This window comes from Pseudomonas baetica (assembly GCF_002813455.1).
GTDB classification, from domain to species: domain Bacteria; phylum Pseudomonadota; class Gammaproteobacteria; order Pseudomonadales; family Pseudomonadaceae; genus Aquipseudomonas; species Aquipseudomonas baetica.
In genome coordinates this window covers 1,742,031-1,766,079 of record NZ_PHHE01000001.1, presented here as the reverse complement: position 1 = coordinate 1,766,079, position 24,049 = coordinate 1,742,031, and the positions used below count along the sequence as shown (strand labels likewise).

22 protein-coding genes and 1 pseudogene are annotated in these 24,049 nt (G+C 61.7%); 4 read left to right on the top strand and 19 right to left on the bottom strand.

What is annotated here, in order from left to right:
* Nucleotides 1-23: 23 nt before the first annotated feature.
* The 10 genes from ATI02_RS08140 to ATI02_RS08095 form a co-directional block, all read right to left on the bottom strand.
* Nucleotides 24-2,135: a hybrid sensor histidine kinase/response regulator gene (locus tag ATI02_RS08140; RefSeq protein WP_095189771.1), complete on the bottom strand. Its 2,112-nt coding sequence runs from the start codon at nucleotides 2,133-2,135 to the stop codon at nucleotides 24-26.
* 134 nt (nucleotides 2,136-2,269) lie between these two features.
* Nucleotides 2,270-2,959, bottom strand: a complete 690-nt coding sequence (locus ATI02_RS08135; RefSeq protein WP_100845984.1) for a GntR family transcriptional regulator — start codon at nucleotides 2,957-2,959, stop codon at nucleotides 2,270-2,272.
* 196 nt (nucleotides 2,960-3,155) lie between these two features.
* Nucleotides 3,156-3,815 carry a DUF799 domain-containing protein gene (locus ATI02_RS08130; protein WP_095189769.1) on the bottom strand — a complete coding sequence of 220 codons (660 nt, stop codon included), beginning with the start codon at nucleotides 3,813-3,815 and terminating at the stop codon, nucleotides 3,156-3,158.
* Nucleotides 3,812-4,180 (bottom strand): DUF4810 domain-containing protein, encoded by a 369-nt coding sequence (locus tag ATI02_RS08125; RefSeq protein WP_100845983.1) that lies wholly within the window; start codon nucleotides 4,178-4,180, stop codon nucleotides 3,812-3,814. The genes ATI02_RS08130 and ATI02_RS08125 overlap by 4 nt, the downstream gene beginning before the upstream one ends.
* A gap of 29 nt (nucleotides 4,181-4,209) precedes the next feature.
* Nucleotides 4,210-4,884 carry a CsgG/HfaB family protein gene (locus ATI02_RS08120; protein ID WP_167394908.1) on the bottom strand — a complete coding sequence of 225 codons (675 nt, stop codon included), beginning with the start codon at nucleotides 4,882-4,884 and terminating at the stop codon, nucleotides 4,210-4,212.
* A 287-nt stretch (nucleotides 4,885-5,171) separates the two neighbouring features.
* A complete protein-coding gene (locus ATI02_RS08115; RefSeq protein ID WP_100845981.1) occupies nucleotides 5,172-8,249 on the bottom strand; it encodes an error-prone DNA polymerase in 3,078 nt (1,025 codons plus the stop codon).
* Nucleotides 8,246-9,661: a Y-family DNA polymerase gene (locus ATI02_RS08110; RefSeq protein WP_100845980.1), complete on the bottom strand. Its 1,416-nt coding sequence runs from the start codon at nucleotides 9,659-9,661 to the stop codon at nucleotides 8,246-8,248. Before ATI02_RS08110 ends, ATI02_RS08115 begins: the two co-directional genes overlap by 4 nt.
* A gap of 7 nt (nucleotides 9,662-9,668) precedes the next feature.
* Complete coding sequence (imuA, locus tag ATI02_RS08105; RefSeq protein ID WP_100845979.1) at nucleotides 9,669-10,286, bottom strand: translesion DNA synthesis-associated protein ImuA; 618 nt, start codon at nucleotides 10,284-10,286, stop codon at nucleotides 9,669-9,671.
* Nucleotides 10,286-10,903, bottom strand: a complete 618-nt coding sequence (lexA, locus tag ATI02_RS08100; protein ID WP_095189762.1) for a transcriptional repressor LexA — start codon at nucleotides 10,901-10,903, stop codon at nucleotides 10,286-10,288. The genes imuA and lexA overlap by 1 nt, the downstream gene beginning before the upstream one ends.
* Nucleotides 10,904-10,992: 89 nt before the next feature.
* Complete coding sequence (locus ATI02_RS08095; protein ID WP_100845978.1) at nucleotides 10,993-11,910, bottom strand: LysR family transcriptional regulator; 918 nt, start codon at nucleotides 11,908-11,910, stop codon at nucleotides 10,993-10,995.
* Nucleotides 11,911-12,013: 103 nt separating this feature from the next.
* On the opposite strand from ATI02_RS08095, the gene ATI02_RS08090 reads away from it, so the two are divergent.
* The 4 genes and pseudogenes from ATI02_RS08090 to ATI02_RS08080 form a co-directional block, all read left to right on the top strand.
* Nucleotides 12,014-13,756, top strand: a complete 1,743-nt coding sequence (locus ATI02_RS08090) for an amidohydrolase (protein WP_100845977.1) — start codon at nucleotides 12,014-12,016, stop codon at nucleotides 13,754-13,756.
* 150 nt (nucleotides 13,757-13,906) lie between these two features.
* A complete protein-coding gene (locus ATI02_RS08085) occupies nucleotides 13,907-14,644 on the top strand; it encodes a TorF family putative porin (protein WP_100845976.1) in 738 nt (245 codons plus the stop codon).
* A gap of 218 nt (nucleotides 14,645-14,862) precedes the next feature.
* On the top strand, nucleotides 14,863-15,015 hold the full coding sequence (locus tag ATI02_RS31955; RefSeq protein WP_157815133.1) for a hypothetical protein: 153 nt from the start codon (nucleotides 14,863-14,865) through the stop codon (nucleotides 15,013-15,015).
* Nucleotides 14,991-15,230 (top strand): annotated as a pseudogene (locus ATI02_RS08080) (sulfatase-like hydrolase/transferase); the annotation flags it as partial. The gene ATI02_RS31955 and the pseudogene ATI02_RS08080, both read left to right, overlap by 25 nt.
* A gap of 199 nt (nucleotides 15,231-15,429) precedes the next feature.
* On the opposite strand, the gene ATI02_RS08075 reads toward ATI02_RS08080, so the two are convergent.
* From ATI02_RS08075 to ATI02_RS08035, 9 genes are all read right to left on the bottom strand, one after another.
* Complete coding sequence (locus tag ATI02_RS08075; protein WP_100845975.1) at nucleotides 15,430-15,708, bottom strand: DUF971 domain-containing protein; 279 nt, start codon at nucleotides 15,706-15,708, stop codon at nucleotides 15,430-15,432.
* On the bottom strand, nucleotides 15,705-16,667 hold the full coding sequence (locus ATI02_RS08070; RefSeq protein ID WP_100845974.1) for a HEAT repeat domain-containing protein: 963 nt from the start codon (nucleotides 16,665-16,667) through the stop codon (nucleotides 15,705-15,707). Before ATI02_RS08070 ends, ATI02_RS08075 begins: the two co-directional genes overlap by 4 nt.
* Nucleotides 16,664-17,512, bottom strand: a complete 849-nt coding sequence (locus ATI02_RS08065) for an ABC transporter ATP-binding protein (protein ID WP_100845973.1) — start codon at nucleotides 17,510-17,512, stop codon at nucleotides 16,664-16,666. Before ATI02_RS08065 ends, ATI02_RS08070 begins: the two co-directional genes overlap by 4 nt.
* On the bottom strand, nucleotides 17,512-18,294 hold the full coding sequence (locus ATI02_RS08060; RefSeq protein ID WP_100845972.1) for an ABC transporter permease: 783 nt from the start codon (nucleotides 18,292-18,294) through the stop codon (nucleotides 17,512-17,514). The genes ATI02_RS08065 and ATI02_RS08060 overlap by 1 nt, the downstream gene beginning before the upstream one ends.
* A 137-nt stretch (nucleotides 18,295-18,431) precedes the next feature.
* Complete coding sequence (locus tag ATI02_RS08055) at nucleotides 18,432-19,856, bottom strand: ABC transporter substrate-binding protein (protein WP_192886550.1); 1,425 nt, start codon at nucleotides 19,854-19,856, stop codon at nucleotides 18,432-18,434.
* A 228-nt stretch (nucleotides 19,857-20,084) separates the two neighbouring features.
* Nucleotides 20,085-20,330, bottom strand: a complete 246-nt coding sequence (locus ATI02_RS08050) for a 4Fe-4S dicluster domain-containing protein (RefSeq protein ID WP_003225615.1) — start codon at nucleotides 20,328-20,330, stop codon at nucleotides 20,085-20,087.
* A 26-nt stretch (nucleotides 20,331-20,356) separates the two neighbouring features.
* Entirely contained in the window at nucleotides 20,357-22,087 is a 1,731-nt protein-coding gene (locus tag ATI02_RS08045) for a fumarate reductase/succinate dehydrogenase flavoprotein subunit (protein WP_095189753.1), read from the bottom strand.
* Nucleotides 22,084-22,836: a GntR family transcriptional regulator gene (locus tag ATI02_RS08040; protein ID WP_100845970.1), complete on the bottom strand. Its 753-nt coding sequence runs from the start codon at nucleotides 22,834-22,836 to the stop codon at nucleotides 22,084-22,086. Before ATI02_RS08040 ends, ATI02_RS08045 begins: the two co-directional genes overlap by 4 nt.
* 223 nt (nucleotides 22,837-23,059) lie before the next feature.
* Nucleotides 23,060-24,028, bottom strand: a complete 969-nt coding sequence (locus tag ATI02_RS08035; protein ID WP_100845969.1) for a Gfo/Idh/MocA family protein — start codon at nucleotides 24,026-24,028, stop codon at nucleotides 23,060-23,062.
* Nucleotides 24,029-24,049 lie beyond the last annotated feature (21 nt).

Below are 24,049 nucleotides of genomic sequence, written 5' to 3'. Positions count from 1 at the left end.
TGCCTTGGTGAGGGGGTTCAAACTCAGTCGTTAAGCACCGCACGAATCATCTGCAACAAGGCTTCCGGGCCATAAGGTTTGCCGAGCAGATGCGTGTCGGGGCTGAGTTGATGATTGCGCGAGATGATGTCGCGGGTGTGCCCGGAGGTGAACAGAACCGCCACGCCAGGTTTCTGCACCTTGGCCCACGCGGCCAGATCTGAACTCTTGATCAGTCCCGGCATGACCACGTCGGTGAAAATCAGATCCACTTCACAGCCATCGAGCAGTATTTGCATTGCGGCGTCACCGTTGCCTGCAGTCAACACGCGGTAACCCTCTTCGCGCAGCAATTCGACCGCCGAGGCGCGCACCGCGTCGTTATCTTCGACCACCAGAATCGTCTCGTGACCACCGCCCAACTGATCGCCGACGCTCGGTGATTCTTCGCGGATCGGACGCAGGCTGCGCGGGAAGTACAACTGCACCCGAGTGCCCTCGCCGAGCGTGCTGTCGATCTCGACATGGCCACCGCTTTGTTTGACGAAACCAAAGACCATGCTCAGACCCAGGCCGGTGCCTTGGCCGTCAGCTTTGGTGGTGAAGAACGGTTCAAATACCTGCTCGAGAATCTGCGGCGCGATCCCGGCACCGGTATCGCTGACAGCAACCCTGACGAACTCTCCGGACACCAGACCTTTACCGGCACAAAACTCAGGGTCGAGTCGAGTGTTGGTGGCACTGAGCACGATGGTGCCCTCGCCCTTCATTGCATCGCGGGCATTGATCGCCAGGTTGAGAATGGCGTTTTCCAACTGATTACGGTCGACGTTGATGTGCCACGGTTCCTGCGGCAACTGCATATCGATCTGAATGGTTTCACCCAAAGCCCTCTGCAGCAATTCGCCAACGCCGTCGAAAATCTGCCGAGGATTGCACACCGCGGGGGTCAACGGTTGACGTCGGGCGAACGCGAGCAATTGCGAAGACAACTTGGCACCCCGCTCGACCGCCGCCAGCGAGGCACTGACCCGGCGCTGCACGTTGGCGTTGTCCGGTTCGTGACGGGCCAGCAGATGCAGGTTGCCGGCGATCACTTGCAACAGGTTATTGAAGTCGTGAGCGACGCCCCCCGTCAGCCCGCCAATGGATTCAAGTTTCTGCGACTGACGCAATTGTTCCTCGGCAGCCAATCGTGCACCGACCTCATCGGCCACTCGCTGTTCGAGGTTGCGAGTGAATTTGAGCAGCGACTCTTCAGCGGTCTTGCGTTCATGGATGTCGATCAGCACGCCGGGAAAACGGAACGCTTCGCCTTGTTCGTTGAACTCGCAAGCGCCGCTGGCCAGCACCCACCTGTAGCCGCCGTCCGGACGCAGTACACGGAATTCGGCATTGTAGGGCTCGCCGGTCTGCATCGAGTGGCTGACGCGATCATGCACCCAAGGCAGATCATCGGGATGAATGTGCGCTTCGGTGACGTGTTGCGGCAGGTCGCTCAGGTCTTGATTCGGCGGATACGAGAAAGTGCGAGCGAAACGCTCATCGGCAGAAAGGACATTGTTTTTCACATCCCAGACAAACGAGCCGAGCAACGCCCCGGCGTTAAGTGCCAGGCGCACGCGCTCGTTATCGGCGCGATAAGCTTGCTCGGCCTCCCGACGCTTGCGCTCGGAATGCATGAACTCGGTGGTTTCCACCACCATCGCCATCACGCCGGCCGGCCGTCCCTTATCGTTGGCCACCGGGCTGTAATACAGATCCATCCAGACGTCTTCGGGAGCCCCGTCGCGCAGCAGCACCAGCTCCTTGTTGCGAAACGACAAGGTACCGCCCGCCAGACAGGTGTCGAGCACATGCCGGTTGAACTCGGCGACCTCCGGCCAGCCCAGTTCCACCGGGGTGCCGAGCAGATACGGATGGCGACCGCCGGCAAACTGCGAATAGGCATCGTTGTAGATCATGTAGCCGGCAGGCCCCCAGAGCATGACCATCGGCAATGGCGAGGCGAGCATCATCTGCACGGCGCTGCACAGACTGGTGGGCCAGGTATTGAGCGGCCCCAGTTCGGTCAGGCTCCAGTCGAACGCACAGATGCGCCCGGCCATCTCGCCTTGCCAGCCGTCACAACCGTGGCTATCGGATAAAAACTGCATCGACTGACTCGGTGTCCTGTGGTGTTTGTCCGACTGATCGCGACGCCAAAATGACGCGATGCCCGTCTGTTTCGAGCACCGTCGAGCGCATTGGTTTCATTAGAGGTATAGCCGATTTTCAAGCCAATTCAGGATTACACACCGATCAGGTGTTTGAGCGGATGGTAGCCAGTTTTCATCTTGGCGGCGACGTCCAGAATCGCCTTCTCGATGCCGTTCAAATGCGTGCAGGTCAACTCGATCGCGGCGCTCTGATTACCGGCCTCGATGTACTCGATCAGGCGCAGATGTTCATTGTCGCGACAGGCTTCATGGCTGTCGTCGTCCAGCGCGGCAATGTACAGCGAGGCGCGGGAAATCAGCTTCTGGAACCAGTCGAGCAACACCGGGTTGTCAAGGCTGCGGGCCAGCTTGAGGTGGAACTCGCCGAGCAGGTAGATCAGCCGCGGGTGATCGCCGGCCGCGTGGGCCTCATCCTCCAGCAGCAGGTGTTCGCGCAGGACCTGCATGGCGGCAATGTCCTTGCGTCGGCATAACTCGGTGACAATACCGATCTCGATCAGGCGCCGGGTTTCGAACAGTGAGCGGATCTCTTCGTTGCTCGGCAACGACACCGATGCACCTTTATTGGGCTCGGTGGTCACCAGTCCATCGGCCTCCAGTTGCTTGAGTGCGGCACGCACCGACGTGCGGCTGACATTAAACAACTCGGCCAGCGAGGCCTCGCCCAGTTTCATTCCCGGGCGTAGCGAACGCTTGCTGATCGCCTCGTAAACCCCTTGGTAGACGCGGTCGACCGTGGTTTCCGGTTTCTTCTCGGTCACTCGAAAGCTCCTTCAGTGCTGGCAACGTTGCCGTGGCGCATGAACTGTCGCGCAGGATATCGCCTTCAGGCTGAAGATGCAGGTTCTTGATCAAGGGTGTTTAAAGCAAAAAGATCGCAGCCTGCGGCAGCTCCTACATTGGAACGAGTTCCCTCTGTAGGAGCTGCCGCAGGCTGCGATCTTTTGATTTACGCTGTCAGTCCGTGCCGTATTTCGGCGAGCGCGGCCCATACAGCAGCCCCGCTGGATGTCCGGCCGACAACAGACGATTGCTGGCCACACCGGCAATCGGATAACCGGCATCGGTGGAGCTGTTGATGATCTGCTTTACCGCCGCCGTGATCAGCATGCCGATCAGACCGCCACCACCGTTGTTGTTGCCCTCTTCGCTCGACGCCCGAGCGGAGCCGGTCCACAAGGTGGTGCCGGACTTCAGGTCGACCAGTTTCGCCGTCGCCGTCACTGCAGTTTCGCTGCTGATGACCATGTAACGCGTACCGTATTCGGTCACGGTGATGTACAGCGCCGCATCGGCGCCGAAGATTTCCTGCAGTTTGTTGGCCGGCGCCTGATGAATGTCATCCGGGGTGGTCAGGCCGTTCTGGCGGAAGGTTTCATCCACCAGCGTGATCGGCAGCACGTAGTAACCGGCCTCGGCCAGCGGAAACGTCACCTGTGACAACAGGCTGTAAGAGGCCTTGACGTCCGGAGAGGTGTTCAGCGGCGGCAGCACCAGAATGCTTTTCGGGCGTGCCTGTTTGTACGCCGAATAATCCACGCTCTTGGGGGCCACACAGCCACCGAGTACGGTCAGCGCCAAAGCCGCGCCCAGCAGTTTTACTGCACGCGAGATCATTGCGCAGCTCCGCTCTTGGCGTTTTTAAGCAGAAAATCCATGTAGATGCCGGACTCGGGGAACAGGGTCTTCTCGGTGCGCAGTTGCTGCACCATCTGATCGTCCTTGCCCATGCTCAGGTACAGCAGACCGAGGTGCGCGTGGTAACCCGGCGGCACGGCTTTGCCACTGGCGCGGATCTTTTGCAGATCGGCTTCCAGCGCTTCGGCCTGGGCTTCTGTCGGCGTTTCGCTTTTGAAGTATTCGTAGACCTGCGGTTGGTAGCCTTCCCACTGGTACAGGGTTTGCGGGCTGCTGCAACCGGCCAGCAAGGCGCTGGCGGCCAGCGTCAGGGCCATGAGTGGCCGAGACAGAGAAAGATTCATTGCGTGTTGCTCCTTGCGATGGGCGTCAATCAGTTGCCCGGTTTCCAGGCACCGGCGTTCATGCCATCAACCAGACGATTGATCGCCTCGCGCATGGCCAGATCGAGGACTTTGCCGTTGAGGGTCGAGTCGTAGGCAGCGGTGCCGCCGAAGCCGATGATTTCGCGGTTGGACAAGGCGTATTCGCCAGCGCCCTGAGTCGAATACACCACTTCGGAGGTGCTGATGTTGACGATATTGAGGTTAACCTTGGCGTAGGCCACCTGAGTCTTGCCGCGACCGAGAATGCCAAACAGCTGGTGGTCGCCAGTTTCTTTGCGGCCGAACTCGGTGACGTCACCGGTGACCACGTAATCGGCACCCTTGAGGCGTTGGGCCTGGCCCTTGATCGCCGCTTCCTGCTGGATTTCGCCCATGTTGTCGCGATCCAGTACGGAGAAACGGTTGGTCTGCTGCAAGTGCGTGATCAGGATGGTCTTGGCCTGACCGCCGAGACGGTCGACGCCATCGGAGAAAATCCCGCGCATGTAGCTGGAGCGGTTGTCGAACTTGCCCACCGCCATCGGCACGCGAACGCCGGTCCAGACTTGCGTGGCGCTTTCCACCTTGGCCACCGGCAGTGCGCGGGAGCTTTCGGTGGCGCAACCGGCAAGCGTGCTGGCCAGTGTGCCAAGCACGGCAATCGCAAGGCCTGAGACCAGCATCCGGGAGATCTTTCTCACTGGGTATTCCTTATTGAAAAACGGTATGTCCCGGCACAGCAACGTGGTGGGGAGCGGAAAAGGGGCGGCATTATGACAAAGTGCCACCATTGATGACAGAATTTTTTTGACGCCAGTGAATTGACCTTTCTGCCGACGCACATTCCCCTGTGGAAGCGGGCTTGCTCGCCAAAGCGGTGCGCCAGTCAATAGGCAGGTCGACCGCTACACCGTCTTCGCGAGCAAGCCCGCTCCCACAGGGGTTGTGTGTTTGGCTTGGGGGGAAGGAATCAATGGAAATCGCGGCTCTGCACGCGAATGCCGTTGAGCAGTGGACTCAGGTCGCTCAGGCGTCCGGCGATCAGGTGGCGCACGTCGCCTTCGCGCTCCCAGCGGCCATCGACCTTGAGCAGTTGCGAGCCGACCAGCACCTGGCGCTGACGCTCGGCGAGGTCGCGCCAGACCACCACGTTGACGTTGCCGAACTCGTCTTCCAGGGTCACGAAGGTCACGCCGCTGGCGGTGCCCGGTCGTTGTCGGCCCGTCACCAGCCCGGCGACGCTGACCGGTCGCCCGTGTTCAACGTCAAGCAGTTCTTGCGAACTGCGGCAGCGCAGGGCCTTCAACTCGCCGCGCAACAACGCCAGCGGATGCGGCCCCAGCGTGGTGCCAACGGTTGTGTAATCGGCGTGCAGATCCTCGCCGACGCTGGGTTTGGGCAGCATCACATCGGGTTCTTCCTGACTCGGCAAACCGGCAAACAGGCCAAGCTGTTTCTGCACCCCGGCCACTTCCCAGCGCGCCCGGTGACGATGACCGGCCAAGCCGCGCAACGCCCCGGAGTCCGCCAGCAACGCCTGCGCCCGATTGTCGAGCGCGGCCCGCTCGCCCAGATCGGCGACATCGGCGAATGCCCCGCGCGCCCTTGCCGCTGCGATACGCCGGGCATCGTCCTCGCGAAAGCCCTTGATCATGCGCAGGCCCATGCGGATCGCCGGTTGTGCGCCGCTGATCGGTTCCAGGCTGCAATCCCAGTCACTGGCGCGTACATCCACCGCACGGATCTGCAACTGATGCCGACGCGCATCCTGCAGAATCTGGTCCGGGCTGTAGAAGCCCATCGGCCAACTGTTGATCAGCGCACAGGCGAACGCCGCCGGTTCGTGGCACTTGAGCCAGCAACTGGCGTAGGTCAGCAAGGCGAAACTGGCCGCGTGGGATTCGGGAAAACCGTAACTGCCAAAGCCTTTGATCTGCTCGAAAATCTGCGCGGCAAACTCTGGCGTGTAGCCGTTTTTCTGCATGCCGGCGGCGAGTCGTTCCTTGTGCGGCTCAAGCCCGCCGTGGCGTTTCCACGCGGCCATGGAGCGGCGCAACTGATCGGCTTCGCCGGGGCTGTAGCCGGCAGCGACGATGGCGATCTGCATCACCTGTTCCTGAAACAGCGGCACGCCGAGGGTTCTTTCCAGCACGACCTTGAGTTCCGGCGACGGATAGGTTTCCTCTTCTTCCTTGTTACGACGGCGCAGGTACGGATGCACCATGCCGCCCTGAATCGGCCCCGGGCGGACGATGGCCACTTCGATCACCAAGTCGTAGAACTTCGCCGGTTTCAGCCGTGGCAGCATCGACATCTGTGCGCGGGATTCGATCTGGAACACGCCGATGGTGTCGGCGCGACTGATCATCTCGTAGGTCGGTTTGTCTTCGGGCGGAATCGTTGCCAGTGTCAGGTCCAGATGGCGATGACGGCGCAGCAGATCGAAACAGCGGCGAATCGCGCTGAGCATACCGAGCGCGAGGATATCGACCTTGAGCAGCCCGACCGCATCGAGATCGTCCTTGCCCCACTGAATGATCGTACGATCGACCATGGCGGCATTTTCCACCGGCACCAGGCTGTCCAGCGGCTGTTCGGAAATCACGAAACCACCGGGGTGCTGCGACAGGTGCCGGGGGAAGCCGATCAGTTGCCCGGTCAGGCTCAGTACCCGGCGCAACACCGGGCTGTCCGGGTCGAAGCCACCTTCGAGCAAGCGTGCCAGCGGCGGCGTTTCATCGCTCCAGTGACCGCAGCAGTCAGCCAACGCATTGATTTGATCCGGCGGCAGGCCCAATGCCTTGGCCACATCGCGCACCGCACCGGCGGCGTGATAGGTGCTGACTACCGCTGTCAGCGCCGCGCGATGACGACCGTACCGGCGAAACACGTATTGCAGGACTTCTTCGCGGCGCTCGTGCTCGAAATCAACATCGATGTCCGGCGGTTCGTTGCGCTCCTTGGACATGAAGCGTTCGAACAGCAGCGTGGTGCGATCCGGGTCGATCTCGGTGATGCCCAAGGCAAAACACACCGCCGAGTTGGCCGCCGACCCCCGGCCCTGACAGAGGATGTGCTGCTCACGGGCGAAGCGCACCACGTCGTGTACGGTGAGGAAGTAGCTTTCGTAGCCGAGTTCGGCGATCAGTTTCAGCTCATCGTTGATTTGCGTGAGCACTTTGGCCTGTGGCCCTTTCGGCCAGCGCCAGGCGATGCCTTCTTCGGTCAGGTGTCGTAGCCAGGAACTGGCGCTGTGGCCATCGGGCACCAGCTCTTTGGGATATTGATAACGCAACTGGCCCAGATCGAAGGTGCAGCGCCGGGCCAGATTGACCGACGCTTGCAGCAGTGCCGGCGGATACAACTCGCGCAACACGTCGAGACTGCGCAAATGCCGCTCGCCATTGGGGTGCAGGCGCAATCCGGCCTCGGCCACCGGCACGTGATGACGGATCGCCGTCATGGTGTCCTGCAAGGCGCGCCGGCCACGGGCGTGCATGTGCACATCGCCACTGGCCACGGGCGGAATTTGCAACTCAGAGGCCAGACTCAGTAAATCCGCCAAGCGCCGCTGATCGTCCTGCCCGCGATGCAGTTGCACCGCCAGCCACAGCCGTTCGTCGAAGGTTTGCCGCAGCCAACGGCCCTCCTCGACCTCATCCACCGCGTCCGGCACCCACAACGCCAGCAACCCCGGCAGCGCTGCGCTGAAGTCCTCGCGCAGCACTTGGTACTGGCCCTTTTGCGTACGCCGCCGGGCGCGGGTGATCAAGCCGCACAGCGCCTGATAACCCTCAAGGTTCTCCACCAGCAGCACCAGTTTCGGGCCGTTTTCGATGCGGATTTCGCTACCGATGATCAGCGGCAGCTCAACGGATTTCGCCGCTTGCCAGGCACGCACAATCCCGGCCAGGGTGCATTCGTCGGTGATCGCCAGCGCTTGATAGCCGTGCTTTTTCGCCCGTTGGAACAGCTCCAGCGCACTGGACGCACCGCGCTGGAAACTGAAATTCGACAGGCAGTGCAGTTCGGCATAGCCATCGCTCATGCGAACCAGCCTTGCAGCCACAACGGCCCGCCCTCGCCTACGGCCCGATAAGCCCAGCCCTGCTGGCCGGCGCGGTTCTGGATCAGGTAATAATCGCGGCGCACATCGTCACCGTCCCACCAGCCGGACTCGATGCGCTCCGGGCCCATGAGGATCCGCGCCGAGCCTTGCGGCACGCTCTGCGGTTCGCCCAGCAGCCAGCCAGGACGCTGGACGCTCGGCAAACCGGCGCAACGGTGTTTGTCGACGCCGTTCTGCCACGCGCATTCCGGTCGATGATCCGCCTGAAAGCGCAGGCCCTGCACCGCGTCATCGCCCAGCCGCGCGCGCAGACGTTCGCGCAATTGCTCCCAGGGCAAGGTCTGCTGCGGACGGTCGTCGAACAGTTCCTGAAACTGCGGGACGAAACTCGGTAGATCTTCGGCGCGCAAACGAAAACCACGCACCGGGGCTTCAACCTGCACCTGTTCCAGTCGCCCACGGGCCAGTTCAAAAAGCATCGCTGGATCGCGTTCGGCACTGAGCAGGCCGACCTTGATCAAGGTGTCCGGCAACCCGGCGTGCTCCAGATGCAGGTCGAAACGTTGTACGCCGCTGTCGCGCCCACAGAGAAATGCCGACAGATCGCCGGTCAGGCGCCGCAGCGGGAATAACAAGGCTTGATGGGATTGCACGTCGAAGTTGAGTTCGATGCGTACATCGAAACGATCCGGCGGCAGATAGAACGCCAGCGCCAGCGGTCGCGCACCGAACAGGGTGTCGAGGTGTTTGAGCATCGGCGCTTCGAAGCGCCGCGCCAGCGCCTGGCGCGGCAGGCTCTGCACCTGACTGAGATTGCGCAGGCCCATGCGCGACAACGCCGTGGCCACGTGCGGCTCCAGCCCCACGCGGTCGATAGGCAACTGCCCGAGGTGATGCTGCAAGGCTTCGCCGTCCGGCACCACCAGGCCGTCATACGCATTGGCCAGGATCCGCGCCGCCACCGGGTTGGGCGCAGCGACGATGCGATGACGGAAACCCAGATCGGTCAGTTCCTTGCGCAACCGCGCCTCGAACTGCGCCCAGGAACCGAACAGGCCAAGACTCGATTCGATCTCGAACACCACGGTGCGCGGGTAATGCACGCTGACCTGTGAGCTGAAACGGTAGGCCCACGCGGCGAGAAACTGCTGCCAGTGCTCAACCTCGGCCACCTCGTAATCGGCAGTGACAAAACCTTTGCTCAGGGCTTGCGCGGCGGTCATCGACTGGCCGGGACGCAAGCCGAGTTGGCGCGCTGCCGGATTGACCGCTTGCAGCACCCGACGCTGGGCCGGGCCGCTGAGCAGCACCAACGGCTCATCGGGATCGGGCCGCTGACGTAACACCGCGTCGAGGGCCAATTGCGGGAACAGGATACAGACCCAGCGCATGACGACCTCAGTGGCCCACGGTAAAAGCAATCGGCGCCGTGCGTGCCAGTCCGCCACGGCACTTGAGTACGCGCAGTTGGGCAGGTTTTGCATCGATGGCAATGCGCAGCGCCGCCGGCGACGGGTTGACCGCTTCGCTCAACGGTCGCCAGGCAAAGGCCAGGGTCTGGCCGGTTTCCGCGGCCACCTGCAAACGCCGCAACGCGCGGTCATCAGCCTTGTGCGGCCAGCACAGCACCGCGCCGCAACTGCCCGAACGCAGGCATTGTTCCGCCGCCCACAAGGCATCGCGCTCACTGGCCTGGATCACCGACAACTGGCGCAGATCGACCCCGGCGTTTTCCCACGCCTGCGGGTACGGCACGAAGGGCGGCGCCACCAGCACGATGCGCTCGCCCGCCGCCGACAGCCTTGCCAGCGTCGGCCACACCAGTTGCAACTCCCCGACACCGGGGCCGGCCAAGAGGATTTCGCTCAGTGCCGCTTCCGGCCAGCCACCGCTGGGTAGCGCTGCGTCCAGCGTGGCATGCCCGGTCGGTTGCGGGCTGGCGGCCGGTGGTGCAGGCCGGCCCTTCCAGACCTGGCCGCCATTGAACAGCGTATCCAACGCAACGACGGCGCCCATCAGCCTTGCCTCACCAGACCGCAGAACACCCCTTCGATGGCCAGATCCTGATCATCACGCACGACAATCGGCTGATACGCCGGGTTGCGCGGCAGCAGCCGCACCTCATTGCCGGTGCGCTCGAAGCGTTTGATGGTGACTTCACCGTCGAGCCGCGCCACGACGATCTGGCCGTTGAGTGCCTCGGGGTTGCGTCGCACGCCGACCAGATCACCGTCGAGAATGCCGTCCTCGATCATCGAATCGCCCTGCACCCGCAGCATGTAGTCGGGTGTGCGGGAAAACAGCGCCGGGTCGAGCATCAGGCGGTTATGAATGTCGGCATCGGCGCCAATCGGCGCACCGGCGGCCACGCGGCCAAGCACGGGAATTTCCAGCAACTCCGGGCGCGCCGGTTGCCCGAGCAAACGAATGCCCCGGGCCTGATGCGGATTGACCTCGATAAACCCGGCTTCGGTGAGCGCCAGCACATGCTTGCGCGCCACGCTGCGCGAGGCAAAACCAAAAGCCTCGCTGATTTCAGCGAGGCTTGGGGGCTGACCGTGTTCGGCGATGCGTTCGCGGATAAAGGTCAGAATGGCGGTACGGCGGGGAGTCAGGTTCGTCATGGAGTACATTTGTACTCCTGTCGGATTTTCCTGACAAGCACCGCAGGTCGGCCCACCCCACCTTGATCGTTCCCACGCAGAGCGTGGGAACGATCAAGTCAAGTGAGGCCGCGTTCGGCGAGGAAGGCGACGATGTAATCGATAAACGCCACCACTTTCGCCGTAGCCCGTCGATGGCTCGGGTACACCGCCAGAATGTGCGGGCCGAAGCTGTCCGGGTCGATCTCATAGTCGGCCATGACCCGCACCAGTCGCCCGTCAGCGATAAACGGCGCAGCGCTCCACAAGGGTGTATGCAGTAAACCGCGCCCGGCCAGGGCACTGGCCAGCAGCAAGTCATAATTGTCACTGCGCAAGCGCGGCGCTGCAGGTTGCGGCAGGCTGAGACGCTGGCCGTCACGCTCGGCCCACCAGAATTCGCGGCTGAGCAACGGGTGCCGGTACAACAGCCATTCATGCTGATCGAGCGTCTGCGCAGTCACCGGCAAGCCCTTGCGCGCCAAGTACTCAGGGCTTGCACACAAGGCCAGGCGATTGCTGCCGACCACCCGCGCAATCAGCCCCGGCAAGTCATCGTGTCCTTCGCGCAAGGCCAGGTCGTAGCCGCTTTCCAGCAGATTGACGAACGCGTCGCACAGATCCACTTGCAGACTGATCTGCGGATACTGCTGCAGAAAGCCGTCGCACACCTGATCGAGAAACGCCCGGCCATAGGCCAGCGGCGCGGTGATTTTCAGGCTGCCGCGCAAACCGTGCTGCAACTGCTCGATTTCCTCACTGGCCTCGTCCAGACGCTGCAATACCAGCCGTGCGGTTTCCAGATACACCCGGCCGATCTCGGTCAGCAAAATCCGCCGCGTGCTGCGCTCGAACAACCGTGCGCCGAGTTCGGCTTCCAGGTGATTGACCGCTTTGGTCAACGCCGACGGGGTTTTACCCAGTTGCTCGGCGGCGCGGCTGAAACTGCCCAGTTGCGCCGTGACCACGAACATTTTCAATGCACCCAACTTGTCCATGCTTTTTCCATTCAGGCAAAAACGTTTTTCGTGAGGAAGGCGTTCTGTCGGCCGTTGCCAGCCACTAATCTGGCCATCAGACGCAATAACAAGGAAATCTTCAATGAAAAGATTCATCCCGAATCTGCTTGTCGCTGCAGTAAGTTTTGCCTCGATGGAAGCCATGGCCGCGGCCGATCTGGTGCTGCTTAACGGCAAGATTTTCACCGCCGACCGCACTCAACCCAAGGTGCAGGCGCTGGCCGTGGAGAACGGCAAAGTGCTGAAAGTGGGCACAGACGCGCAGATCAAAACCCTGATCGAACCCGGCACTCAAGTGATCGACCTGCAAGGCAAAGCGCTGCTGCCCGGTCTGATCGACAGCCATTCCCACGCGATTTTCGGCGGACTGAAAATGGTCTCGGCGAACATGGAGGATGAAGTCGTCGCCCTCGACGAACTGGAAAAACGCCTGCGCGCCTGGCGTGACGACGGCAAGGCCAGGCACGGCGATGTGCTGAGCATTGCCGGCATGAGTTCGGCGTATTGGGCGCAGGCCGATGCGCTGGGCAAAACCTTCAACAGCGGCGAATGGGCCAGCGTGCCGGTGGTGTTCACCGGCAGCGACCACCATACCGCGTGGGCCAACAACGTCATGCTCAAGCGTGCGGGCATCGATGCTGCGCTGCTGAAAAGCTTGCCGGATGCCGAGAAAGACACGATCGGCAAACGGGCCAATGGTGAACCCAACGGTTTTCTGGTCGACGCCGGATGGGATCGGGTCGCCTCGAAAATGCCGGTACCGAGCCCCGCCGCCATGCTCAACGCAGCGAAGTCCGCTGTGCGCTACAACAACAGCCTCGGCATCACCGCCTGGATGGACCCCGCCGCCAACGCCGCACCGGGTGAGCCGGTGTTTGCGCTCAAACCCACGGAGAAAACCGTCGGTGTGCTGCCGGCTTACAAGGCGCTGTCGGAAAGCGGCGACATGAGCGTCCACGTCGCGGCGCTATTGGTAGCCAACTCGAAAAGCGTACCTGCCGATCTCGATACCCTCGACAAGGTGCGCCAGCAGTTTCAGGGCATCCCCAACCTTACCCTGCCCGGCATCAAGATCTTCGCTGACGGCGTGATCGAATACCCGGCGCAGAGCGCGGCGATGATCGACCCGTACAGCAACTCGCACAAACAGGGCGAATTGCTCATCGATCCGCAGCATTTCGGCGAACTGGTCAGTGCCATCGACCAGCGCGGCTGGCGGGTGCACATCCACGCCATTGGCGACCGCGCGGTGCGCGAAGCATTGAATGGCATCGCCCAGGCACGCCAGGATCGACAAAGCGGCGTGACGCACTCGATCACCCACCTGCAAATGGTCAATCCGAAAGAGTTCGCCCGTTTCAAGCCGCTGAACGTGATCGCCTCGATGCAACTGCTGTGGGCCAGCGCCGACGACTACACCACCGACATGATCAAGCCCTACGTCAGCGCCCTCGCCTTTCGCTATCAATACCCGGCGCATTCGCTGCTCAAACAGGGCGCGACGATTGCCGGCGCCAGTGACTGGCCGGTGTCATCACCGAACCCGTTCAACGCCATGGCCCAGGCCATCACCCGCGTCGGCCCGTTGGGCGTGCTCAATGCCGACGAGCGTCTGGACCGCGAAACCATGTTCTACGCCTACACCGCCAATGCCGCGCGAACCATCGGCCTGGAGCAGCAGATCGGCTCGCTGACACCGGGCAAACAGGCTGATTTTATCGTGCTGGATCGTGACGTGTTCAGCGTCGACGACAAGGCCCTGCACGACACCCAGGTGCTGCAAACCTGGTTCGCCGGCCGTCAGGTCTACACCGCCACCCAATAACATCACCCACTTTTGTGGGAGGGGGCTTGCTCCCGAAAGAGTGCGGTCAGACAACACTTCGCTATCTGACACACCGCTTTCGGGAGCAAGCCCCCTCCCACAAAGTGTTCGGCCTGCCCTCCCATAACAATCACAACACCGGGACTTCACATGAAAGCCTTGCCCCTGTTCGCCCTGAGTTTTTTGAGTGCGCTGCCGTTGAGCAGCTTTGCGATCCCCTTGAACGACGACTTCGCCGTGCTGGTCGATCTGACCCTGGCCAGCGACTACCGCACCCGCGGCATCTCGCAAACCCAGAATGATCCCGCCGCGCAGGCTGGTTTGACCCTGGCCCACAGCAGCGGTTTGTACCTCGGCGCCTGGAGTTCCAACGTCGACTTCGGCGGCGGTCTGAAAACCCGGCAGGAAGTCGACTACTACGCCGGCTGGCTGTGGCAGGCCAGCGAAGCCGTCAGCCTGGATCTGGGCTACCTGAAATACGCCTATCCCAGGGAAAGTCAGTTCAACCAGAGCGAGGTGTACGCGATTCTTGGGGCTTACGGGGTGAAGCTCGCGGCGTATTACTCCAGTGATGCGCCGGGCATCGACAGCAAGCAGAGCTCGCTTTACAGCTATGTCAGTTATGAAACCGAATTGCCCTTCGATTCGGGGCTGAAGCTGCGTTACGGCAATATGGATTTCAAGGATCCGCACTTGTACTCGACGTCCGGGCAGGCGGAGGACAGTTATCGCGAATGGGAAGTCAAACTCACCCACAATCTGGCCGGCGTGGTGCTGGGCCTGAGCTACATCGCTACCGATCTTTCGCAGACCCAGTGCCTGAGCAATTGGGGCTTCAAGGATGTGTGCACCGCCACCGTTGTCGCCAGCGTCAGCAAATCCTTCTGACACAGTAACCCCCTGTGGGAGCGGCCTTGCTCGCGAAGGCGGTAGGTCATCAAAATATTATTCGACTGACACAACGCTTTCGCGAGCAAGCCCGCTCCCACAGTTTCGATCTGCGCGGGGCATTTATTACGGGATGTTTACGAATTTTTTACCAATGTTCTTCCACAGTTACACACGCAACCGTGTGTGGTTTCGATTTGAGTAGAGGACTGTTTGACATGGCTTTGGGCAAAGGACTGCGTTTACCGTCCATCACTTCTACCCGACTGGTGCTGCTGTTTTCCCTGGCACTGGTGGCGCTGTACAACCTGGCGACCTGGAAGGCGCTGGGCACGCTGATCACCCTGCCAGCCGCGAGAGGAAATCGCTGATGGTGTTGGTGGTCGGTGAAACCGCCCGTGCCGATCACTTTTCCCTGAACGGCTATGAGCGCGAGACCAATCCTGAACTGAGCAAGTTGAACGTCCTCAATTTCACCCAGGTGCATTCCTGCGGCACCTCGACGGCAGTGTCGGTGCAGTGCATGTTCTCGATGTTCCCGCGTGAGGACTACAGCGACCATTCGGTGCTCGGACTGTTTGACGTCAAGACATCGCTGTATCAGCCGGGACTGGATATTTTTCATGGCTGCCGGCCGGCGATGACGGCTGCGCAATAACCCGACAGACACTGCAAAAACCTGTGGGAGGGGGCTTGCTCCCGAAGGCGGTGGGTCAGACACATCCAAGCTGACTGACACACCGCCTTCGGGAGCAAGCCCCCTCCCACAGTTGATTGTGGTGAACCTAAGGAGTGAGGTTTGCCAGATAGGCCCACGGGTAGATGCCGCGCTGGTGCCCGTCGCTGAACACCAGTTGCACGCCATAGCCTTGGGGGTTGAGTTCGATAATGCGCACGCGATCATCGACCAGGGGGGCAGAACCGCGCAGGCGAAAGGCGCGGCATTGCGAGCAGGGACACTGGCGGCGCAGTTCGGCGTGATCCAGCACCGACTCGCTGCCATCCGGCCAGCTCAGGCGCAGGGTTTGCTCGCGGTGTGAATTGCCGACAGAGACCGGGTTCATTGCAGCTGACTCAAGGCAATCCGCACCGCTTTACGCACTTCCGGGTCGCCATCGTCCTGCGCGGCCTGCAACGCTGCCACTGCACCGCGATCATTCAACTCGCCCAAGGCCAACGCCGCTTCCTTGCGCAGGTTGCTGATGCGATGGCCGAGGGTGTCGATCAAGGCATCCAGCGCGGGAGCGAAACGCAAGCGGCCGAGGCTGCGGGTGGCGCGCAGGCGGACTTGCCAATAATCGTCGCCCAGCGCTTCGATCAATGCCGGGCCGGCGTCGCTGTGGCCGACTTTACCCAAGGTAGTCGCCGCTTCCTCGCGCACTTGCCAGGCGTCGTCCTGCAAGGCCTGGCGCAAGGCTGGCAGCACGTCGGCGCCAGAGGCCAGACCGAGAGCACCGGTGGCAGCGCGGCGCACCTCGGTGTCCGGGTCAGCACTGGCCAACTGCGCCAATGCCGGCAACGCGTCGAGCTGCTTGAGCCAGCCGAGCACGCCCACGGCCTCACGGCGCACATGGGCGTCGGCATCGCTCAGCGCCTCGATGGCCGCCGGCGCGGCGTCGGTGAAACGTAATTCGCGCAGGGCACGGAACGCGGCGATCCGCACGCTGACGTCGGCATGCTCGGTCCACGGCAGAATCACCCGGCCTGCCGCTTCGGTCTTGAGCAGGCTCAGGCTCTGCGCGGCGGCAGATTGCACCGCCGGCGACGGATCGGTCAGTGCTTCACACAAAGCTTGTACAACGGCCTCATCTTCCCAGGCCTCAAGCAGACGTGCAGCTTCAGCACGGACGTCTTCCGCTGTATCTGACCCGAGGCGATCGACCAACCACACCAGGCCATCCGGTTCTTCGAGGTCAGCCAGATCAATCAGGGCAATGCGCCGCACGCCCGCGTCTTCGGCCGTCAGGCGCGGTTGCAGGTCAAGAATGTCCTGGTTATCGGTCACAGCAAAAATAGAAGTCATAGGGCAAATCGCGGCAAAGGGTTTTCGGGAGGCAAGCCGAGCGGATTGAGGCGCGGCAGCGGTCGGTCGTTGTCGTGGCGCAGCAGGTCGAGGCAGTGGCGTTTCAAACGCGAGAACTCATGGCTGGTCACCAGTTCCGTGGTGCGCGGACGCGCAAAATCCAGGCGCAAGTCTTCAATGATTCGCCCCGGCCGCGCGCTCATCACCAGCAAGCGGTCGGCGAGAAACAGCGCCTCGTCGATGTCGTGGGTGACGAACACCACGGTGGTGCGGATGCGCGTCCAGATGTCCAGCAGCAGTTCCTGCATGTTCAGCCGGGTCAGCGCATCCAGCGCGCCGAATGGCTCGTCCATCAGCAACAGCCGTGGACGATTGACCAGCACCCGGGCAATCTCCACCCGTTGCTGCATGCCGCCGGAGAGCTGATCCGGCCAGCGTTCGGCGAAACCGTCGAGACCGACCAGTTTGAGGATTTCATCAGCAGCGCGATGGCGCTCGGCCTTGCCAATGCCACGCATCTTCAGACCGAACGCGACGTTGTCGCGCACCGTGCGCCACGGGAACAGTGTGTGATGCTGGAACACCATGCCGCGCTGCGGCGACGGGCCGGACACCTCGCTGCCATCGACTTTCAGGCTGCCGGTGTGTGCGCTCAAATGCCCCGCCAGCGCGCCGAGCAAGGTCGATTTTCCGCAACCGGACGGGCCGAGAATGCACACGAACTGCCCGGGTTCGATCTGGCAATCGAGGCCCTGCACCGCTTCAAATGCTTGCCGACCTTCGCCGAGGACAATGGACAATTGACGGATGTCGATCCGCCCCTCCGGGGTTTGCATCACGCTCATCAGGCTTTTCCTCGTGGACGATGCCAAGGCGTGAACAGCCCGCCCAAACGTTTGATCAACCCACTGCTGCCCATGCCCAGCACGCCGATCAGCAACATGCCGACGACGATGTCGGCATAGTTTTGAATGGTGTAGGACTCCCAGGTGTAGTAACCGATGCCGAACTGGCCGGAGATCATCTCGGCCGTCACCAGGCAGAACCACGACGTGCCCATGCCGATGGCCAGACCGGTGATGATGCTTGGCGCGGCGCCGGGCAGGATCACTTCCAGCAGGATCGCCCGGCGCCCTGCGCCGAGGCTTTTTGCCGAGGCGATCAGGCGCGGGTCGACGCCTTCGACGCCGTGCACGGTGTTGAGCAGGATCGGGAATAGCGCACCGGTGAAGGTGATGAACACCATCGACAGCTCCGACGACGGAAACATGAGGATTGCCAATGGAATCCATGCCACGGCCGGGATCGGGCGCAGCACTTCCAGCGGTGGCAGCAGCAGGTCTTCGGCCCATTTCGAACGGCCGATGGCCAGGCCCAGGGCGATGCCGATCAGCAATGCAGCGAGGTAGCCGGCGAAGACGCGGCTGAGGCTGGCGGTCAGGTGTTGCAGGAGCTTTCCGGAGTCGCCCAGACCGAGTGCGGCTTCGATCACCGCCAATGGCGTGGGGACGTTGGCGAAGGTGACCAAGCCGAGGTTCCAGTGGTGGCTGGCGGCGAGTTGCCAGAACAGCAGGCAGAGCAGCAGGGAGGCGGCTCTCGGAACCCAGCGTGAAAATGATCGGTACACAATAATTCCTCTCAACCGAGATCCCCTGTGGGAGCGAGCCTGCTCGCGAAAGCGGTGGGTCAGGCGATGAAGTATTGGCAGGTCTGACGCCTTCGCGAGCAGGCTCGCTCCCACAGTTGACCGAGGTGTTTAACGGGTTAGCGGGTGGCGACTGCCTGAGTTGTGGCATCGGTGAAGTCGAAAACCTTGCCGCCCTGCGCCGCCGCAAACTGTTGTGCCTGGCCCTTGAGTAGAAACGCACTCAAACGCCCCTTGGCATCACTGGCAAACCACGCCTGATCCGCCAACAACTTGATCCCGCTGTCACTGGCCTGCGCATACACCGCACGGATGTTTTTGCCTTCCTGTTTCAAAGCGGCCAACGCGGTGAACGCACCTTCGGCCGAGGCGTACTGGCGCACCTTGTCTTCACCGCGCACCCAGATTTCGGCGACGTGGCTGAAGTCGGTGATGGCTTTACCGCTGGCCGCATCCACCGCTTTCAACGGCGTTTGCGCGTAGTTGGCCAGTTGCGCGGTGTAATCCAGGTTCGAGGCCTTGAACGCGGCGCGGATGTACTGGTCGTCGACGAAGGTGTTCAGATCCAGCCCACGATCCGCCTTCTTCAGCAGTTTCAACGTGTCGATGGCCGTGCCGACTGCCTGGCGATACTCGGGCTTCCAGCTCAGATCACGGGTTTGCACGCCAAGCGCACCGTGGAACAGATAGTTGACCTCGGCATCAACGCCGGTGACTTTGGCGATCAGCTCGCTGTACTTCTCAGGTTCGGCGGCCAGCAACTGATTGGCCTCGATACTGGCGCGCAGATAAGCGACAACGATTTCCGGGTACTTTTTCGCATAGGCTTGATCCACCAGCGCGCCGTGGAACGTCGGCGCATTCGCCTGGGCGCCATCGTAGATCTTGCGAGCGAAACCGCGGCTCGGGAACAGCTCGGCGAACGGCACAAAGTCGGCGTGGGCGTCGATCTTGCCGGCCTGCAACGCGGAGCCGGCGACTTCTGGCGGCTGGGCGATGATGTTCACGTCTTTGAGCGGATCCCAGCCCTGCTCTGCCACCGCGCGCAGCAACATGCCATGTGCCGTGGAGGCAAACGGCACCGAGATGGTCTTGCCCTTGAGTTCGCTCAGCGACTGCACGCCGGACGCGCTCGGCACGACGATGCCGTTGCCGCTGCCCTTGGTGCTGCCCGACAACACACTGATGAACAGGCTGTGCTTGCCGGCGGTTTCAAACGCCACGCCATTGAACGCACCGGGGAAATCGGCCATGGCGCCGAAGTCGAGCTTGCCGGCGACCATCTCGTTGGTCAGCGGCGCGCCGCTGGTGAAGTTCTTCCACTGCACGTCATACCTGGCGTCTTTGTAGGCGCCGTCGTGGGGCAGGTATTTGTCGAGCAGACCAAGCTCACGGATCAACAGACCGCCAGCAGCGCAGTTGATGGTGGTGTCCTGGGTGCCGATGGCGATGCGGATGGTTTCGGCCGAGGCCGACACGGTAAACGAAGCCAGTACCAGACCGGCGATTGCTGCACGCAACATGAGTGTTTCCCCTCGAATCATTTATTTGAGTTCGTCTCCGCCGCGATCAGGGCGCGGTGGGAAACGAGGGGTTTTCGATGAATCCAGCGTCCGGTGTTTCCGGATGGCTAATGGTTTGCCACAAATCCCAAATGTAGGAGATCCCTTGTGGGAGGGGGCTTTCTCCCGAAAGCGGTGTTTCAGTCAATAGAGATGCCAGCAATGCAGGCCTCTTCGGGAGCAAGCCCCCTCCCACATTTCGATTGCGTTTCAACGCAATAAATAAGGGATATCGACTTTCACGGCCCCCGTCGGGCAGTCCTTTTCACACGGCATGCAGTACCAGCATTCATCGAACGCCATGTAAGCCTTTTGCGTGGCCGGGTTGATCGCCAGCAGGTCCATCGGGCAGACGTCGACGCACACGGTGCAGCCCTTTTCGGCGATGCATTTGTCCTCGTCCACGGTGACGGGGGCGTTGGAGCGGAAGAAGATTTCCTGAGCTTGATAGGCCATGGTTCGGGCTCTCTGTTATTGATGCATCACGCGGCGAAAGCGCCCACCCGCAAGCGGTCGTAGGCCTGCATTTCTTCGGCATCGAGCGGGATGATGTAAGGCTCGACGGCTTTCTTGAAACTGGTCATCTGGCCGTCGTCGCCCTTCTTCAGATGGCAATGGCAGAACCACTCAGCGTCGTTACGTTGCGGGTGATCGACGCGGTAGTGGTACAGCCCCCAGCGGCTTTCGGCGCGGAACAGCGAAGCACGCGCGGCCATTTCAGCGCAGTCACGGATCACGCTGGTTTCCATCGCGCGCATCAGTTCATGAGCGTTGTTGGCTTTCATCTGCTCGAGGTCGCGCTCGATGTCGCTGAAGCGTTGCAGGCCGATCTGCATCTTCTTGGTCACTTTCGGCGGTTGCAGGTAGTCGTTGACGAAGCGCCGCAGCTTGTACTCGACCTGCGCCGGCGGCAGGCCGTGTTCGCGATCCAGCGGTGCGTAGACCCGCGCTTTCTCTTTCTCGATCTGCCCGGCATCCAGTGTGGAGAACTCACGCCCGGCGACAAAATCCGCCGCGTTGTGCCCGGCAAACCAGCCGTAGGTAAACGCGCCGAGCATGTAGTTGTGCGGCACAGCGGCCATGTCACCGGCGGAGTACAAGCCTTTCACAGAGGTCTCGGCACGTTCGTTGACCCACACCCCGGACGCCGAGTGGCCGCTGCAAAAGCCGATTTCGGAGATGTGCATCTCGACCATCTGCGTGCGGTAATCGGTGCCGCGATTGGCGTGAAACTGGCCACGACTCGGGCGCTCGTTGCTGTGCAAAATCTCCTCGATGTTCTGGATGGTTTCCTCGGCCAGATGGTCGAGTTTGAGAAACACCGGGCCGTTGCCGCTTTCCAGTTCCTGATGGAACTCCCACATCATCTGCCCGCTCCAGTAGTCGCACTCGATGAAGCGTTCGCCCTTGTTGTTGGCGGTGTAGCCGCCCAACGGGCCGGTGACGTAGGCGCAGGCCGGGCCGTTGTAGTCCTTGATCAGCGGGTTGATCTGGAAGCATTCGAGGTTCGCCAGTTCGGCCCCGGCGTGATACGCCATCGCGTAACCGTCGCCGGCATTGGTCGGGTTTTCATAGGTGCCCATCAGGTAGCCCGACGACGGCAACCCGAGACGACCGGCCGCGCCGCAGGCAAGAATCACCGCTTTGGCCTTGATCACATGGAAGTCGGCGGTGCGGCAATCGAAGCCCATCACACCGTTGACCGCGCCCTCCTCGTCGGTCAGCAAACGCGTGCAGACCAGTCGATTGGTGACGCTCACCCGCGCGCGCTTCAACTGGCGATAGAGAACTTTCTTGATGTCGTGCCCTTCCGGCATCGGCAGCACGTAGGCGCCCATGTGGTGGACTTTTTTCACTGCGTAATCGCCGGTCTCGTCCTTCTCGAACTTCACACCCCAGCGGTCAAGTTGCTCGATGGTTTCGAAGCTGTGCGTTGCGTAGGCGTACACCGCCGCCTGATTGACGATGCCGTCGTTGGCGATGGTGATTTCCTTGGTGTACTGCTCGGGCGTCGAGTGGCCGGGGATGATCGCGTTGTTCAGACCGTCCATGCCCATGCTGATCGCGCCGCTGCGCTTGACGTTGGCCTTGTCGACCAGCAGCACACGCAGATCACGGTTTTTCTCTTTGGCCTTGATCGCCGCCATCGGACCGGCCGTGCCGCCGCCGATCACGACGATGTCGTATTCCTGCTCAAGCGTGCTGCGTGTCATGCCTGCTCCCCTTTTTGCCGGTCGATCCGCAGGCGGTACTGGAACGCATCGCCACGGTAGTAAAGGTGTTCGAAGTCCAGCGGCTGGCCCTGAGCATCGTGGGTCAGGCGCTCGATGCGCATGATCGGCGAGCCGGCCTCGACGTTCAGCGCCTGGGTCAGGTCGCTGTCGGCCAGCACCGCGTCGATGGCCAGATCTGCGTGGCCGAGGGCGATGCCGCAGTCGTTTTCGAGGATCAGGAAGATGTCGCGGGTGACCAGATCGGCCTTCTCCAGGCGCTCGCCGACGGCTTTTGGCAGGTAAGTGATTTCCAGCGAGATGGGCTCGCGGTTGATCAGCCGCACGCGCTTGATCTGCGCCACGGTTTCGCCTTCGGCGACCTGCAAACACTCGGCGACGCGCTTGTCGGCCGGGATGAATTTGAAGCTGCGCAGGCGGTTGATCACCTCGTAGCCGCGACCGGTCATGGACTCGGCGAGGCCTTGCAGGCTGCTGACGTTCTGGAAGGTTTTCGGTTTGGCGACGAAGGTGCCTTTGCCGTGGATCTTGAAGATCAGCCCTTCCTTTTGCAGATCACCCAAGGCCTGGCGCACGGTGATGCGGCTGACTTTGAACAGCGCGCCGAGTTCGCTTTCGGACGGCATCTGGCTGTCTTGCGGGTATTCGCCATCGAGAATGCGCGCGCGCAGGACATCGCGTAACTGAGTGTGCAAAGGCACGCTACTGAGGGAGAGAACGTTATCGGTCATCTTCGGATCACTTGTCATAACGAGTTATGACGTGATCTTAGAGTTGTTATGACAAGGTTGAGAAATATTGTTTGGGCATATCCTTAGATGCGACGACACAAAGAGCATGGTGGGAGGGGGCTTGCTCCCGAAGGCGGTGTATCAGGCAATGGAGATGCCAGCAATGCCAGCCCCTTCGGGAGCAAGCCCCCTCCCACAAAGAGAGAGTGTGTGGTCTGGGGAATCAGTGGCGCTTGAGAATCTGATCCATGACCCAGTCAGTTTTCAGGGCTTGTTCGGCGACTGCCGGGTGTTGTGAATCGCCACGAATATGCGCATTCATGCCCAGTACGTGATGCCACTGAATGTGCTCGTGATGGGGGATTTCCAGGCTGATGTGTTCATCGGCATGCAGTTGCACGGGATGCTCATCAAATACCGAAAAACTGATGCGCCCTTCGCTGCCGATGATCTCGACCCGATCTTCTCGCCTGTCCGCGACAAAGCTCCAGCAGCCCATGCCCAGTGCTCCAGATGCAAACCGCCAACTGGCGCTGACGGCGTCTTCAGCCGCATACAGCCCGGCCTGATGCGCAGTGAAACCGGCAACTTCAGTGATATCGCCGAGCAGGTACTGGAACAGGTCGAAACCGTGGCTGGCCAGATCGGCGAAGTAACCACCGCCCGCCACTGCCGGATCAGTGCGCCAATTGTTGCTGCCCTGCAGGTCCGCCGCTGAAGGTGCCTTGGTCAGCGTCCAGCTCAGGTGCCGCACATCGCCGATGCGGCCCTGCTGCAGCCATTGCCGCACGTGTTGAAAGCGCGGCAATGAACGGCGGTAGTAGGAAACGAACAGGTGCAAACCGGCGTCGGCAAACCCTTGCTGCATTTCGCGGCTTTGCCCGGCGTTGAGCGCCATGGGCTTTTCCACGCAGCAATGCTTGCCGGCGGCGGCGACTTTGAGGCTGTAGGCGCGGTGACTGTCGGGCGGCGTGGCGATGTACACCGCGTCCACCTCCGGATCGTTGATCAGCGCATCGACATCGGTGTAAACCCGCGCGATGCCGTGGCGCGTGGCGTAATCGGTGACGGCTTCAAGGCGTCGGCCCATCACCGCCACCAGCGCCGAACCGGGGGCCTTGTAGAAGGCCGGGCCGCTCTTGCGTTCAGCGACGCTGCCGCAACCGATCATGCCCCAACGCACCACGTCCATTGTTGCTCCCTCGTGTCTTGA